At 38.1% G+C, this 17,011-nt stretch carries 11 protein-coding genes and 1 pseudogene; 8 read left to right on the forward strand and 4 right to left on the reverse strand.

Features of this window, described 5'->3' with window-relative positions:
* Window positions 1-85: 85 nt before the first annotated feature.
* The 4 genes and pseudogenes from NXV01_RS16440 (at window position 86) to NXV01_RS16455 (ending at window position 5,185) form a co-directional block, all read left to right on the forward strand.
* Window positions 86-700, forward strand: coding sequence for a DNA polymerase ligase N-terminal domain-containing protein (locus NXV01_RS16440; RefSeq protein WP_195650386.1), 615 nt, complete (start codon window positions 86-88; stop codon window positions 698-700).
* A gap of 387 nt (window positions 701-1,087) precedes the next feature.
* Window positions 1,088-2,851, forward strand: coding sequence for a helix-turn-helix domain-containing protein (locus tag NXV01_RS16445; protein ID WP_195650387.1), 1,764 nt, complete (start codon window positions 1,088-1,090; stop codon window positions 2,849-2,851).
* A gap of 212 nt (window positions 2,852-3,063) precedes the next feature.
* Window positions 3,064-3,858: pseudogene (locus tag NXV01_RS16450) on the forward strand (AAA family ATPase); the annotation flags it as partial.
* Window positions 3,859-3,970: 112 nt separating this feature from the next.
* Window positions 3,971-5,185 (forward strand): IS256 family transposase, encoded by a 1,215-nt coding sequence (locus NXV01_RS16455; protein WP_259022896.1) that lies wholly within the window; start codon window positions 3,971-3,973, stop codon window positions 5,183-5,185.
* Between the two features lie 121 nt (window positions 5,186-5,306).
* Here the strand turns inward: NXV01_RS16455 and NXV01_RS16460 are convergent, their stop codons facing one another.
* The 4 genes from NXV01_RS16460 to NXV01_RS16475 all read right to left on the reverse strand — a co-directional run bounded on the left by NXV01_RS16460 (window position 5,307) and on the right by NXV01_RS16475 (window position 10,024).
* Complete coding sequence (locus NXV01_RS16460) at window positions 5,307-6,746, reverse strand: hypothetical protein (protein ID WP_234132203.1); 1,440 nt, start codon at window positions 6,744-6,746, stop codon at window positions 5,307-5,309.
* Between the two features lie 7 nt (window positions 6,747-6,753).
* Window positions 6,754-8,376 carry a phospholipase D family protein gene (locus NXV01_RS16465; RefSeq protein ID WP_259022897.1) on the reverse strand — a complete coding sequence of 541 codons (1,623 nt, stop codon included), beginning with the start codon at window positions 8,374-8,376 and terminating at the stop codon, window positions 6,754-6,756.
* 92 nt (window positions 8,377-8,468) lie between these two features.
* Window positions 8,469-9,467, reverse strand: coding sequence for a PD-(D/E)XK nuclease family protein (locus NXV01_RS16470; protein ID WP_259022898.1), 999 nt, complete (start codon window positions 9,465-9,467; stop codon window positions 8,469-8,471).
* A 68-nt stretch (window positions 9,468-9,535) separates the two neighbouring features.
* Window positions 9,536-10,024, reverse strand: a complete 489-nt coding sequence (locus NXV01_RS16475) for a hypothetical protein (RefSeq protein ID WP_234132201.1) — start codon at window positions 10,022-10,024, stop codon at window positions 9,536-9,538.
* A 939-nt stretch (window positions 10,025-10,963) separates the two neighbouring features.
* On the opposite strand from NXV01_RS16475, the gene NXV01_RS16480 reads away from it, so the two are divergent.
* The 4 genes from NXV01_RS16480 to NXV01_RS16495 are packed head-to-tail and all read left to right on the forward strand — an operon-like array spanning window position 10,964 to window position 16,995.
* Entirely contained in the window at window positions 10,964-13,933 is a 2,970-nt protein-coding gene (locus tag NXV01_RS16480; protein WP_234132200.1) for a TonB-dependent receptor, read from the forward strand.
* Between the two features lie 20 nt (window positions 13,934-13,953).
* A complete protein-coding gene (locus NXV01_RS16485; protein ID WP_259022899.1) occupies window positions 13,954-15,537 on the forward strand; it encodes a RagB/SusD family nutrient uptake outer membrane protein in 1,584 nt (527 codons plus the stop codon).
* 38 nt (window positions 15,538-15,575) lie between these two features.
* Window positions 15,576-16,469, forward strand: coding sequence for a Calx-beta domain-containing protein (locus NXV01_RS16490; RefSeq protein WP_234132198.1), 894 nt, complete (start codon window positions 15,576-15,578; stop codon window positions 16,467-16,469).
* A gap of 37 nt (window positions 16,470-16,506) precedes the next feature.
* The gene (locus tag NXV01_RS16495) at window positions 16,507-16,995 is read left to right on the forward strand and encodes a TlpA disulfide reductase family protein (protein ID WP_143260131.1); all 489 of its coding nucleotides are present in this window, start codon (window positions 16,507-16,509) and stop codon (window positions 16,993-16,995) included.
* The last annotated feature ends 16 nt before the right edge of the window (window positions 16,996-17,011 follow it).

Consider the following 17,011-nt stretch of genomic DNA (forward strand, 5'->3'; position numbering starts at 1 on the left):
TAGATGAATTCCGGCAACAAACAGATATGCTGATTGTTGTGACAATTAATCATTCGTTTTTTATTCACCTGAAAAAATACAGATTATGGCAAAGAATTCTCCCGATGAAGGAAAAAGTACAAAAATGGTGGAAAAGCAGGCAGATCCCTCTTTCAGCAACCTCAAAGAGTACCAGGCAAAAAGACTATTCAGTGAGACTCCCGAACCGACGGCGGATACAGTGGAAACTCCAAGCCGGATACCTGTTTTTGTTGTCCAAAAGCATGAAGCCAGTCATTTTCATTTCGATTTCCGTCTGGAAGTGGATGGAGTGTTGAAAAGCTGGGTGGTTCCTAAAGGCCCTTCCATGAATCCGAAAGATAAAAGACTGGCTATACAAGTAGAAGATCACCCTTTGAGTTACGCACACTTTGAGGGAGTTATACCCGAAGGCAACTATGGAGCGGGTACAGTGGAAATATGGGATAGCGGAACCTATGCTTGTGTCGGTAATAATCGTAACATTTCCGCTGCCATTAAAAACGGAATACTTGAATTCAAATTACATGGTCATAAGCTCAAAGGCCTGTTTACCCTTATCCATACGAATATGGACGATCAGGACAGAGACTGGTTACTAATCAAGAAAGACGATATATTTGCAGTCACTCATGTCTACGATGCGAAGAATATTCCATTGTATGATGAGGTATTTCTGTGATATATATGTTCCTTATGGTTAAATGATACTCACTTACATATATAATTTTCTAATTATATACGTAGCTTTATGACTCAATAGAATCTATTGTTTTGATGATTCAATTAATTTTTTCATGATATTATGAGCGTATTATTATGATGAAAATAATTAACTAATAGAGGCTATTGGGGTAAAACGAAGACTTGATAGTATACCCCTCTTAATATTTCGGTAACAAAAGACATTGTTACCATTTTTGATAGAAAACACCCATTGTTTTTGTTGGAAACCACCTCCTGTGTGAACGTTGAAAAGTTTATACTTGCATCGGATTTTAAGCACGTTAAAAGATTATCAGGCGTGTTTTACGAAAGGTGTAGAATATTAATCAAATCCGATATTAGTATGAATGATTGTTACCTGAATTTATTAGTAAGCTTCCGAGCTTTATCCTCTTCAGATCCTGGAGCCAATTTAGTAAACAGCAAACAAACTATTGGCATCATTTTACCCGATTTGTCGTTGCTTGGATATGCGGTCCCTGTGGAAAGTCTCGGTATTGGACTGTTTGTGATTCTATTTGCGTATCTTATAATAGAATACAATGTGCAGTTATTATCGCATGAAAAATTTAAGATTGCCATGAACATGCTCCATACAGCACATACACCGTTAATATTGCTGCGGAATCAATTGGAAGAACTCAAAACAGGCAACCTCCCTGAACCTCTTTCCCAACAAGTGGAAGAAGCACTGGGATATGCCGAATGTATCATATATTGTAACCAGAATATTGCAACTCTAAATAAAGTAAATAAGAGAATTCCTCCTAAAACGTCAACGGTAAATTTGGAACTTTCCACTTATGTTACTTCCATTGTCAATCAATGCCGGGCTTATGCCAACTCCCGCCAGATACAGCTGACTGTTGGTGAATGTTCGGATTGCGTCAGTTGCAGGATAAACGAAAACATAATGACTGCAGCACTTCAACACCTTATCAACAAGATGATTTTGATTTCCGAGCCAGGCTGTTGCATATCAATCAACGTAACCCACACAATAAATTCTTGGCAGTTGCAGATTAGCAATAACGAAATAGCCGGGCAAAGAACAGAGAAAATGTTTCCCTTTATTCCTATTATATTTCCCGTGTATGGATATAGTGATTTATGGACGGTAAGAAAAATCATCCGTCTGCATGGCGGAAAAATAACCGGATGCAGACATGGTAAAGCAGCTACTTTTCAAATCGTCATTCCGACAGACTGCCGTTGTCAGAATCAGTCATGCCCGGTATTGAGACATTCTTCTACAAAAACGAAGACCCCAACAAATGACTCCTGCGAGAGTCCTAAGAGCAATAAACAAAACACTAAAGCGAGAGAAACTTCCCATATCCTATTAGTAATGGCAGATAAGTTATTCAGTGATTATTTAAAGAAAACCTTATCACGCTATTTTCAAGTTTCAGTTCTTGATAATCCGGAGCTGTTAATGGATACGGCTATCAGTCAAAATCCTGATGCTATCATTATTGACGACAATGTGAATGGAATAAGCGGAGATATACTTAGCACTCAAATTAAGGAAGATAAAACGATAGGATACATACCAATCATTCTTCTATTAAGAGCCTTTGATAACGAAAGCTATTTGTCACATTTAGGGAGTGGGGCAGACCGTCTGGGATTGCGTACGGAAAGCATTTGTAAACTTAGGGCAGACATACGTATGCTTGTCGAAAACCGCATGGTCTTACGCGAACGGATCAGGCTGTTTCTGTCAGATGCCATTTCTCCGATGATTTCCACAAAAGCCGAAATAGAAACAGAAAATGCCGACCGGAAATTTATGGATAAAGTCAATGAAATCCTGGAGAAAAATCTCTCTACTGATAAATATACAATAGATAAATTAAGCGTTGATATAGGCATGAGCCGCACTGCTTTTTATAATAAGATAAGAGAGATTACGGGCAACCCTCCCGAAAACTATATCAATTCATTCAAAATGGACAAAGCACTTAAATTGCTGGCCTCCCAGCAGTACAATATTTCGGATATTGCAGGTATACTGGGCTATTGCGATGCCAAATACTTTGGAAAGAAGTTCAAAGACTTCTATCATGTATGTCCGTCTGATTATATAAAGAGTATTGTAGGATAAAAGAGTATAGAAAAAGAGGGTGCTTGTACACCCTCTTTTCTTTATACCTTTTTACGCTTTTTCTCTTTGACTGCAAATCTTGTTTTATACAGAATGATATCCCCCGGGTTTTCTGATTAGATATCTACCCAATTCAACAGGCTTTTGTGTCATGAACGTCTGGCCTTATTAAGAGATTATTTGGCTTCTAAATCCAATAAGATGAGACTCGTGTAAGGTATGGCTTTGATTATACATTGCGACAAATAGAGCGCGAGTGGTTGTTTATCAGTAAAAAGAATAAGAAAGAATTGCCTTATTTCGTACGTGATGAAGAAGGTATTGGCGTTGATGAAATGCTTTTTGCAGAAGGTATAGGTTGGGAAGAACGAACAAATGATAATCGTTTGTTCCTGTCATTGGTAGCTCAGCTTGGTGGAACTATCAGCAAAAATGTTTTAAATTTTTTTAATTCTGGATACAATGTTATATCTGGATTGAATAGCCAAGGTTATGAGGGCTTGACGGAAAGACAATTTTTGAATAAAGAAGCAGAATCAGTTGATGCTTTACAATTCTTCAAAGATTTGCAGCTAGGTTTCATCGATATAGAAACCGATGAGCATGAGATAGAAAAAGGCAGAAAAGCGATAGATGTTTTTACTGTGCATAATATATATAATAAAGATGGAGAAATAACAGGTAAACAACTTTTTCGTTTTGATTATTGTGAATCACAAGGTACACAGAAACTTTTCGAACTGGCAGGACCGTTGTTTGAAGCTTTACGTCATGGTCGGTTGTTGGTGATGGATGAATTGGATGCTAAAATGCACCCATTGTTTTCTCAACATATAATCAAACTGTTATGGTTTACAGAGAAAGATAAGGCTGAATCTACAGATTTGTACAGTTTGATGCATATAGTGTTACCTGACGGAACGAAGCCGAGAGGAGATGGTAATCTTGAACGTAATTATATAAAAGGACGTTATGGTGCCGTTCCTTATTTAAGTACTATTGAATAATCTTTTGTAACTATGGGAAAGAAGAAGGAACTTTAAACAGAAAAATGGAGAATGTAATTTAAACTGTGTCAGGAAAGAAAAAAGAATTAATTTTGCTAACACAGTTTTTTTTATGAACGAAGAATTTGATTTTGAAAGTATTAAGAACAAGGCTCTCGAACAACTTAAATCGGGTAAATCCTTGTTAGGTAAAGATGGTGCTTTTGCTCCTCTTTTAGAAAGTATTCTTAACGCCGCCTTGGAAGGTGAGATGGATGCGCATCTTAGTCCAACAGAGCGTAAAGAGGGTAATCGCCGTAATGGCAGGATGCATAAGCAGGTTCAAACTCCCTTAGGGGAGGTCACTGTTTCCACTCCCCGTGATCGTAATTCCAGCTTTGATCCTCAGTTTATAAAGAAGCGTGAAACGGTTCTTGCGGAGAGCGTTTCTGATCGTATTATCGGTTTGTATGCTTTGGGTAACAGTACGCGTCAAATCAGTGATTGGATGGAGGAAAACTTAGGTAATCGTGTATCTGCCGATACAATTAGTTCAATCACCGATCGTGTACTTCCGGAAATAAAGGCTTGGAAGTCTCGCAGTCTTGATTCTGTTTACCCCATTGTTTTCATGGATGCTATTCATTATAAAGTAATGGATGATCGCGGTCAGTCTGTCAGCCGCGCTATCTATAATGTTTTGGGAATAGACTCGGAAGGTCATAAAGAACTTTTAGGGATGTATATTGCTCATAGCGAAGGCGCTAATTTTTGGTTGTCCGTCCTTACGGATCTTCAGAATCGTGGTGTGAAGGATATTCTGATAGCTTGTGTAGATGGCCTGAAAGGTTTTCCTGATGCTATTGCGAGTGTTTATCCTGATACTACTGTCCAACTTTGTATTGTCCACCAAATTCGCAACTCCATCAAATACGTAGCCAGCAAGAATCAAAAGGAATTTATGAAAGACCTTAAACTTGTTTACAAAGCTGTAAGCAAAGAAACAGCTGAAATGGAACTGGATAATTTGGATAAGAAATGGGGAAAACTTTATCCTATTGTGATAAAATCATGGAGGGATAATTGGGAACGGCTATCTGCGTATTTCCAATTTACTCAAGGTATTAGAACACTTATCTACACTACTAATACTGTTGAAGGATATCATCGGCAGATTCGTAAGGTTACCAAAAACAAGGGCATATTCCCTACGGATACAGCCCTTGAAAAATTGGTTTATCTTGCTTACCGGAACGTACGTAAAAAGTGGACTATGCCTATTGCTAATTGGGCTATAATTGCACAACAATTAGCAATTAAATTTGGAGAACGATTGATTTTAATCTAATTTTGTCGCTCGTCGGGACGGGTGGTCCCGCCCCTTGCCGCTGGGCGTTCCCCGACCGAAGAGATTTTAGAGAAAAGAAGGCTTGACACAGTTTATTTTACGCTCCCGAAAAATGAAAATCCTATTTCTTATGTAAAACTTGCGATATGATTTCTTTTTGTATATTCTCATCAATGATTTCCATTTTTACTTTGTTCAGGAATTCCATTTCTCCTTCCTTGTGTTTCTGATTGATGATAAGGGCAGCTAGTATCAGTACATGTTTGTAATATCGTTCTATAAAATGTTTATTATCGCAGACATGTATTTGGCGAAATAGACTTTCTGTGACTTTATTCCAAAATAACTCTCGTTCTATTTCATCATTGAAAGCTTCAGAAGCACTAACAAGCAGTAGTTGGCAGCAGAAGATGAAACATTCTGATTGTAACTTGTCATAAAGATTATTCTCTGACGTCGCATTCCATCCCTCATACACAATATGGCATAATTTCGATTCCTTTTCTAATAATAATTTGCCAGAATTTCCCATATGTGTTATTGCATTGATTATTGTATTGAGATTAGCAATACTGTTAGAATCCAGTGTTGGATACCATTTATATGTATTATTCTTTATATTATTAATGATAGTCTTTATAGCCGATTCTAACTTAGATACATTTGGCTCTTCATCATTGAGGAGTATATCTATCACGAGTACCAAGTAGTCAAAGTCTCCCGTATCTATATCCCAATAGGTTGCATTATACTTATTAATAATATAATCCTTTATTAATTCAGTTAACTTATTATATGCTTCATAATGCACATCTTTCCTGCTTTCTCTTTGTTTCAGTTTCAGTGTTGCTGCCCATCTGGTTAGTTCCTGTTCCGTGAAACATATTTGTAACTTTTCAAACATCACTTTTATATGATCTTTTAAATGAGCCTTCCAATCATTGTATTTGAGCTCACCTTGTCTTTGAATTTGAAGAAATCTCTTATCATAATCATTGTCTTCATTCAGTGTATAAGAATGGAGATTTATAGACACTTGTTGACTCCATTCGAACCAATATTCTCTTATCAAGGCAGCCATCGTTTTAGGATATTCGAAATGGTATTTTTCAAGATTATGAAGTATTGCAAGAAAATGTTGCTCTGCTTTAAGTTCCATAATAAGTACTGATTGCAGAAATAAATGTTTTAAGTTTTGTAGTAGAGTGAGCCATTGCAAATAGTTGCCTTCTCGTAGTAACCTGTTGGAAAGTATATAATATTCACTAGGTAAAAGTATATAGCAGGAGTAACAATGATATATTTGTGAAACATCATTTTGCAGTTCTTCGTCACTTTTTCCTGATAATAGATAATTGAACGTTCCTTCTTTGCCATGAGCACAAGAATAGGAATGTTTGAGTACATCGTCAGAATCGAATGTCATGTTATTGTAAAGTACATCTGCTATTGATTTTGCTTGCAACTCTTCTTTATTATATGTATGTGGGGCTTCCTTCCATTTTATGACATTACATAATTCATGGAAGTTTCTATTCGGAATTTCAATATCCAGATTCATAATGTTTTTATTTAGCTAATTGAGATTTCAGTGAGTTCAAAACTCTGGTCAAATGAGCAATATGTTTTAATAGTTTCCCTTTCGGGCTTGCATTGAGCTTAACTTTGCGTTGGATATAGCTGTCAAGTGACTCCGAGTTTTCTGTGTCATTCCACCATCGTTCGAAGTTCTTACGCATATATTCTAAACTACCTTGTGGTATCTTGCAAATAGAAGATGCTCTGTTACCGAACTCATTTAATGAAGAACCAATAAGCCAGCCACAATCATCAATGATAATGAAACGATCGTGAATAGACAGATTCTTAGTAAGCGAACGACATTCTGCCACCTCTCTTCCCACTTTTCTATTGTAATAGTTGATGCAATCGTTCAGTTTCAATAGATAGTCTTCGGAATCCGGTGAACTTATATTACCTAGCTGTTTCTCGCTATTGATAATTTTTACTTTTACGTCAAGTTTTTTCATAAAGAATATGTACTTTTCGAAATCTTCTTTCTTGAAATAAGGATCACAAATGAGACATTCGTTTTCTGCAGAGTTGAGTAGTTGCATGACATATTCTCTTGCCTTTTCTTTATTTTCTTTATTCTGATTAGTATCTGCACTAAAAAATACAAACTCCATGTGTTTTTCATTCAATTCAGCTAAACAACGTGACTCATCATTAGCGAGATTATCCTTTAATTTTTTATTTGACTTCCTTTTTTTCTTACCATTCAAGACGATTTTTGTCACAGTTACAGTTCTTTTGCTGCCATCTGATTCACTTTTCTCCAGTTCTATTTCTTTAGATGAAAAAGTTTCATAACTGAATTCTTTTCCTAGAAAAATGACACGTTTATTCATCCAAATCAGTTCACCATTGTTATTGAATATCTTTATGCCAACTTGCAGTGAGAAGAATGGTAGCGGAATAAATATATTCGCAGATCTGCAATCAATAACTGTATCCGTTTCGGTTATGATGTTACTTTCATTATCATACTGCGTTATTCTCACCTTTAAAGAATCTACATATGGTTTCCTGAATTTCATTTGCATGTAAAGTCCATTTGGTTTTTCAGATACCCGAAAGTCAATATTCCGAAATATCTCATTATTATGTAGGATATATACATTACCGATATGGCTGGTATATTCCATAATGTCATATCCTAAATGTTTCTTTGTGAGATATGAGAGTTTTGGGAGCAAACCTTTCAACTGAAGTTCCTTCAGCATTTGAGAATTAGGATCAAAGAAACCTTTCAGTCTGAAAGAACATTTGCGTTTAGGTAATATATCCGGTAAAGTAATCAAGTCTTTTTTCTCCAATTCTATAAATAGCTTTCCTAGGGGATTACCAGAGGGGTATTGCCCAAAAGAATCATTCAAAAAATAAAGAGGCATTCCGTATATAGTAATTTCATCCATAGGAGCTTGAGGTAGAATGTCGGTATCAATATCCTCAATTAGTAGTCCGGTACGGAATGGAGCATCATCTTTACCACGATCGAGGAAACTTTTTCTTGACATTGATGGATTGTAATCCTGCATATCATCCAAAATATTCTCAATAACAGTAAGTATATTGTAATACTTATTCTGTTTTATGTCTTTAAGGTATAATATGGTTCGTCGTATCATATTGAGTGTATACTTTCATAATCGTCTATTTTGCATGAGCTTTCATACAATCTTCCATTTTTTGAATTACTACATGGATAAGTCTCTGGATTCTATCCGGAAAAACATGATAGCTGAACACGAGGCAAAGGCCGATCTTTACCATCAGAGTTATAAGATTTTGAGACACCAATATAAAGATTCTTCCAATCCGAATCTCTCCCATCATCTCTCGTTATCGTTATATAGTGAGACCAATTTGGCTTTTTGAATAATATAGCCGGACCTTCATTCCCTTTTTTGACTTCAAAAAACAATCCCATTTGGGACGCAAATTTACCTAACGGTTTAAATACGAATTCATTCCTTAATCTATTGCTAATTTCAGCTCTGTTATCCATCAAGGCCACAACAGCCTCTATATTATTGATGGCTAAATTTACTATTTTATCACTACTATCTTTATTCATATCTTGTCCGGTTATTTGTTTAATAAGTGTTATGTACTGGGAAATAGTCTCTCTTGCCAACGGTTTGTCGTATGCTAACATTACACACTGCGACAGCCAATGGAGAATATGCTCATCGTATGAGATACAATGATAGTCCATCTCTTCGTTTCCCAATGAATCTTTACTTGCCTCATGACCGTCAAGTGTAAGATAAATCAGTTTGAACCCTTTTGGAAAGTGTTGTTTTCCATAGTTGTTGTATCGCAATAACTGATGGTGTTGATCAATAGCATATATTTTATTCTCAATGATAACTGCATGTTCGCCATCCTCTAAGATTATATCAATGCGCCCACCAGTGGACTCTGTTCGCTCACCAATATATCGTTCGACTATATTGCTTTTACAATTGGAAATATAATCTTTGTTTAAGCCAATAACTGCAAGGAATTCTTTAAGTAGAGCATCTTTCAGTCCATGACTTCCGTTAGGATTTAACAATTCTGCAAGAAATGCGGAATGTAATCTTACCTCATCAGACCATAGTCCAAGCGTGTTGAAAACGTTGAAGTAATCTCCATTTCGTTGCTTCTGTTTCATCCGTTCTTGCTCGACAAGACAAACTTTGCCTATTTCGATTAAAAAATTATTCAATTTCATACTTTAGACATTTTGTTGCACACAAAAATAATAAAAAACGGTCCATTTTATATGGAACCTATAAATTATCACATGTTTTTCTCCTCCTTCACTATCTTTCTCCACCTCTGAAACGCCCTCATTAAACTTTCTTCTTCCACTAACTCTACCATATTATAATGTGCGACGAAAGTTTCCATTGATTTTTTGAACATGATGCCGTGGCAGTATTTATTTTCCAGAAGAAATTCATAAAGTTCGGCCTTCATTTCTACTTCCATTGCTTTTTCAATGATAAGTGCACTGTCGTGACCTATATAATTATATACATTTGGATTTTTTCCGTTTCTTGGGTGGGGGAGAGTAAAGGTGATATTTCCGGTTTCGTGCCATGAGGCATTGGGAGGGTGTGGGATGGAAAGTTGGTGGAGGAAGTGGTAAAGAGGCTGGGTGTCAAGAAGATGGATGGCGGAAGGCGAGGAGGAAAAGCGGTCTGGAGGTACGTCGAGGTGATTTTTATAGCGCACGTACATGTAAGCCGCTAGATAGGGCTTGATTTGGAAAGTAACTGTAATCATTGTTTTTTAGATTTTATTTGTAAAATATATATCAGAGTAGTACCATTTTTAATATTGGCATTTGCATTATTGTGTTGAGAATTTTCTTATAAAAGGAAGGTACGAGAGAATGCTTGTGTAATGATTTGGATTTCAGGTGGTTACATAAGTGATTTTTGGTTTAAAACCAACGGGTCGTTCCTTTAAAAGGAACGACCCGTTCGACACCGAGGAATACCCCGTTGGTTTTAAAGCAACGAGGCGCTCCTTAAAATCAAGAGATAAAACTATAGTAAATCTCTCAAAAAATTGAAATCGTGAAATAATCTAATCTATTTCAATGTAAAGAAATTGTATCGCTATGTGTTTGAGTGTTTTTATTTGTATAAAGAAATATACCGAGTGTCATATATGGAGAATTTTCAGATAGTACCTATTTAACATAGTTTAAACGAGACTCTTTTATAATTCTGATTTTATTTTATGTTTAAGATCAATTTGAAATTTAATTATAATATTGATGAAAGGTTTGATAGGAGGTTAATTGAGCTAAAATGGCTATAGCGTACTTCATTAAAAGAAAAATCACCAAGTTCTATCAGAACTTGGTGATTTTTCATACCCTATTTATATTAAAATAAGTGTATAAGTTATTAAAATGTAAATTATCAATCTTTCTCAAGTTGTATTTATTAACAATTCCTTTTTGGTATCGTTTAATGGAACAAAAGTATATATTCTTTTTGCAAAAAACAACGAAAAGACATATTTTTTTTGCGAAATCGTTATATGGATTGATCGAAAAAGTAAAATCAAGCAACATTTCTTCCCTAGATAACATATTTGATGTAAAAACACAACAAAAGCAATGAATCTTTATTAAGTTCTGATAGAACTTAATAAAGTGTGAAAAGTGAGTTTAATTGTTTTAGGGCTATTTAATAACTTAAAAAGAGATTTATGAAGAAAAAATTAGCGCTGCTATTTGGATACCTTTTTATAGGTATCGGGCTGATAACAGCTCAAACGCAGAAAGTCACGGGGACTGTGATTTCCGATGATGACAAACAGCCTGTTGTAGGGGCTTCGATTGTCATAAAAGGCACAAATTTAGGTACAATAACAGACGTGGATGGTCGTTTTACTTTGCTAAATGTACCAAATTCAGCAAAAATAATACAAATCTCTTATATAGGTATGAAAACGGAGTCGGTTTCTGTACAGCCGACTATTAAAGTTATTTTGAAATCTGATGCACAACTGATGGACGAAGTTGTGGTGGTGGGCTACGGTTCGGCAAAGAAACTAGGTTCGGTAGTAGGTTCTGTAACAACAGTAAATAATAGTAAGATAGCCAATAAACCTGTGGCCAATGCCGGGGATGCATTGCAAGGACAGGTTGCCGGTTTGCAGGTTTTTACTCCTAGTGGGGAACCGAGCGGAACTGTCGTAATGAGATTGCGTGGAGTAAGTTCGATCAACTCAAATACAGAACCTCTTTTTATTCTCGACGGTTCACCTATCTCCTCCGGTGCATTTACTGCATTAAATCCGAATGACATCGAAAGCATGACTGTATTGAAAGATGCGTCCTCAACAGCCATTTATGGATCCCGTGCTGCTAACGGAGTGGTAATAATGACTAGTAAGAAAGGTAAAATGGGACAGAAAGCCCGTGTAACCGTTAATGCGCAATATGGCTGGTCTAAAATGACGGGAGACAATATCGAGATGATGAACAGCGAACAATGGCTCACTCTGCAGGAAATGTTGGACCCGGGGAAAGTATATGATACGACATTCCAAAAACGGAAAAAGTTCTATGTAGATAATGGTATATCGACAGACTGGTCGGACGTCTTTTTCGGAGATGCAGCTCCTACCCAGCAATATGATGTAAATGTGGTCGGTGGCTCTGAAGGTATCAACTATTATGTCTCATTCGGTCACTATGATACGGATGGAATTATGGATGATTCATCCCTGCGTCGTGAGACTTTGCGTAGTAATGTAGAAGTGAAGGTGACCGATTGGCTGAAGGCAGGAATTAATGTGAACCTTTCCTATCAGAAATATAATACAACCACTTTTGGTACGGAAGCCAATAGCGTTTATAATAAAGCATATGCTGCCCGCATTTATCGTCCCGATCAGACGATGAATGAAATATTGACCGATGAAGAAGGTAATTTTACAGGTTATGGCAAGCGACTGGATCATTTAGACGATATGGGATACTATAATCCGTATTATCTGTCAGAGCTTCAGCCTAACGACCGGAGTACGGTACGTATCAACGGTAATACCTTCTTTAATATAAACCCGATAAAAGGATTGAATATCCGTACTTCACAGGCAGTAGATGCTTTTGATTACCGCAACTCTCATAAAGCATATCCGGAAGGACCATTTGAGGGAGCAGGAGTAGCATCCGAGTCTTTTGAACGTTATTATTCATTTACTTTTACCAATACGGCAGAATATAAGTTCAGTTTGTCGGGTGCACATCATTTTACGGTATTGGCGGGACAGGAATCCATCATAACCAAAAATGAGAATTTCTCGGCGACTTCTAAAAAAATGGTAGACAGCCGGATGATGCTGATGGCAGCAGGAGCCGAATCAGAAGTACCCATACACTCAATGTATGATAAAGTATTCAATTCCTATTTCGGTACAATCAGCTATAGCTTTGCTGACCGATACTATATTGATTTGGCAGCACGACGTGACGGTTCTTCTTTGTTTGCCAAAAACAACCAATGGGCAAACTTCTATTCATTAGGAGCCATGTGGGATATGAGAAAAGAAGATTTTATGCAGAATATCTCATGGTTGAACAGCTTGCAGTTGAAAGCGAGCTATGGAACAACAGGTAATTCCGGTATCAGTGCCTATAACGCTTTGGCATTGGTTGGCTCCGGTTTGCTGTATAACGGGCAGGCAGGTATTGCTCCTTCCACCGTTGGGAATGATAACCTGACATGGGAAAGTATGAAAACACTGAATATAGGAATCAGCACAAGGGTGTTTGACCGTTTTTCTGTGGATTTGGAATTCTATAACCGTCAGACAGAAGATATGCTGATGGCGTATCCGTTGTCATACACTACCGGACATGGCAGTAGTGTGGAAAATGTGGCGAGTATGCGTAATCGTGGCTTTGATATTACACTGGGAGTGGATATTCTGAAAACAAGAGACTTTTCATGGAGTGTTTCCGGAAATTTGAATTATAATAAGAATGAAATAACCAAACTGTTTAACGGGTTGGATGAATATACCTTACCCGATACCGGTTTGAAAATGAAAGTCGGTAAACCTTGGGGAGAATATTACTATGTAAAGTGGGCGGGAGTCGATCCGCGTGACGGATATAATATGTGGTATGATAAAAATGGAAATCTGACGAAAAGTTATTCCGAAGAAGATGCCGTTTTTATCGGTAAGCAACGTTACGCACCTTGGTCAGGTGGTTTTGGCACCCAATTCGGATGGAAAGGGATTTCCGTCAGCGCGGACTTTTCCTTTATGCTTGGCCAGTATATGTTGAATAATGAACGCTTCTTTACAGAAAATCCGACCTTCGCGGGTTCGGACAATCAAACCGTGGAAATGCTTAATATGTGGCAGAAACCGGGAGACGTAACCAGAATCTCTACTCCGGATTCTCCGATGCAGTTTGACACGCATTTGTTGGAAAATGCCTCATTTATGCGTATGAAAAATCTGACTGTCGGATATACTTTCCCTACCAAGCTGATTCAGAAAACCGGAGTAATCAGTAATGCCAGAATCTATTTTGTAGGACGTAATTTGCTAACTGTGACTAAATATAAAGGATATGATCCGGAAGTGGACAGTAATATCCAGTTGGGTAACTACCCCAATACCAAGCAATACTCTTTTGGCGTCGAACTAACTTTCTAAAAACATAAAGAATGGTGAATATGAAGAAAATATCTATAATAGCATTGACTGTACTGACACTTGGAATGACTTCCTGTGATATGGATAAAATGCCATATGATGCTATTCCGACAGAGGAAGCATTGACAACCATAGTCGGTTTTGAAGAAGCGCGTGCCGGTATCTATTCTGTATATCTGGGACTGACTGGCGGCAGCTATGTGCTGGTGCCCGAAGTTCAGGCGGATGCCTTTAATGCAGTGGCGGATTTCTCTAATAAATATGGTGAGTTGCACCGTTGGACCTTCGAGAGTACCAACTCTGCTATAGAAACAATTTGGGCAAACTGTTACGCTGCTATCGGACGTGCCAATTTCTTTATCGACGGAGTAGACAAGATAGATGAGAATCCGGAGATTGAGTTGACTGAAATCCAAAGAAAGCAGATTAATGTCTACGAGGGGGAAGCTTATTTCACAAGAGCATACTGCTACTTTTATCTGGCAACATTATTTTGTCGTGATTACAATGTGGCTACTGCAAGCAGCACTCAGGGACTGCCGCTTCAAGTGAAATATGAACCCAAACTTTCTGCTACCCAATATCCGGGACGTTCTTCACTGGAGGATACTTATAAACAGATATTAAATGATCTGGAAGAAGCTGAAGAGCGCATAGAAACGGCCAAAAATGGTATTGCTGATTATGACAGATATATCAACGGCGGATATGTGACCGTGAATACAGCTCCCAAGAATTGCGGAAATTATATTACGATAGATGTGGTGGCGGCTCTGAAAGCACGCGTTGCCCTGCAGATGGATGACTATGAAAATGCTGCGAAGTATGCGGGTGACCTGGTTAATTCAAACAGATATCCATTGTCGAATACAGCGAAGGACTTTGAAAGTATATGGAAGGATGACAAAGGAACGGAAACCATCTGGCAGATTGCCATGACCAGTGCTGATGACGCCGGTGTCCCTTTAGGAACTATTTTTATCGGTTATCCGACCACAAAGAAGGATTATATTCCTACACAAAGACTGATTGACTTATATAATGAGAAAGATATCCGGTTGGCCACTTATTTCGGGAAGTATCATTTAACCGTATCGTCCGGTAATGCAGCGGATATATATTTCTTTAATAAATATCCGGGTAATGAGTATTACAATGCATTAGGAAGTGAAACACGGTATTTGAATCAGCCGAAACCATTCCGCATTGCTGAAATGTATCTGATTGTCACTGAAGCCAATGCAAGGATCGGAACTGCGGCATCTGTGCAAAAAGCGAATGATGCTCTGAATGCACTAAAGAAAGCACGAATCGAGGGACTGGCTGATGCGACCTACGATCAGGAGGCTTTGCTTAATGAAGTCATGAACGAACGCGAACGTGAACTGGTGGGTGAGGGCTACCGGCTGATGGACCTGAAACGTTGGGGAAAAGGTGTGAAACGCGGAAAAGCACAAAGCAAAGGGTTGATACTTTTCCCGGGACAGGCAAGCACTGACGGACTGGATAAACCTGCTGATGACCAGCGGATGCTTTGGCCTATTCCTAAAGCTGAAATGGACGCCAATCCTCAACTGGCAGGTCAGCAGAATCCGGGATATTAATAAATTGAATAAAGTAAATTATCAAACACTTGAGTAAAATGAACTATCTGAAAATATATGCATTTCTTCTGTGTGCTGTTCTAATAACTGCCTGTTCGGATGACGAGGAACAGCTTAACTCCGGAGCGGCTACGGTAAACTTGCAGGAGACAGCGATGACAGTGAAAGAATCTGCAGGTTTGTGCACTGTACCTGTCGTAGTGACAGGTGAACATACCGGAACTATCCGTGTGACATTCGAGTTAAAGGATCATAGTGCAAAAGAAGATGAAAATTACATCGTCACCACCAAAACACTACTTATTCCTGCCGGACAGGAGACTATAAATTTTGAGTTTAAAACTGTAGATGACAAAATAGTCAATGATGACCGTTCCTTTGATATTGAAATAGCTAGTGCGGAAGGGGCGTCCATTGGTGAAAACAAGCGGTTGACGGTGATTATTGAAGACAATGATTCCAGTCTTTATGAAACTCTTTCAGGAACTTGGGTATTTACCGGAACGGCATCTGCCACCAATGTGTCCAATGTGCCGATAGGCTTCTCTGTAAAAGTAAATACGGCGGAAGAAGGTACGGAGGCTTACGGACACTATATGGTTTGTTCAAATAAGAATGGGTTTGATCCGGATAATGATATTGAGTGGGAATTTAACTGGCGGTTGCACTATGAATATGATGCAGCTAAGCAGAAAACCTATCTGTCTATCGTGACGGACGAAGATGTTGCTTCCTATGGCTTATATACCATTCGTTTCAGGAGACTTGCTCTGGATGGAAGTTCTTCCGATGTTTACCGGGGAGAATACGATGCTGAAACACAAACGGTCACTTTCGAGAATGCTAACCTGATAGGCGATATGTATAAAGAAGGTGAGATACAGATACAAAAATTCAGGCTTTTTGGTTGTAAGATGGAACTTATCAGATAAAAAAACAAAATTATAAACATCACTAATAAAAGAATTTATGAGAGCATTAATTGTCTGCATTACCCTGTTGTTTGCTTTTCTAACTTGTGCTATGGCACAAATACCGTCAGTCAAGGTTGAAGATTCCAAAGGAACGCAGGTGAACACCGCTTCCCTGGTTAATCACAAGACGCCTATGATTATTTCTTTTTGGGCAACAACGTGCAAACCCTGTATTCGTGAGTTGGATGCTATTAATGAACTGTTGCCCGACTGGTTGGAAGAAGCCAAGTTTCGTGTGGTAGCTGTCTCAACAGATGACAGCCGTTCTACAGCCAAAGCGCGTGCGCTGGCGGAGGGGCATGGATGGGATGATTTTATCATGTTGTATGATAAGAATCAGGAGTTCATGCGAGCTATGAATGTGAGCCTGACCCCGCAGGTATATGTGGTAAATGCGGAGGGAAAAATTGTCTATTCACATACCGGCTATGCTCCGGGAAGTGAACTGGAACTATTGAAAGCGATTAAAAAATTACAGAAGTAAATCTGTTATTATTCAT

Source organism: Bacteroides sp. BFG-606, from assembly GCF_024788145.1.
Classification (GTDB): Bacteria; Bacteroidota; Bacteroidia; order Bacteroidales; family Bacteroidaceae; genus Bacteroides; species Bacteroides vicugnae.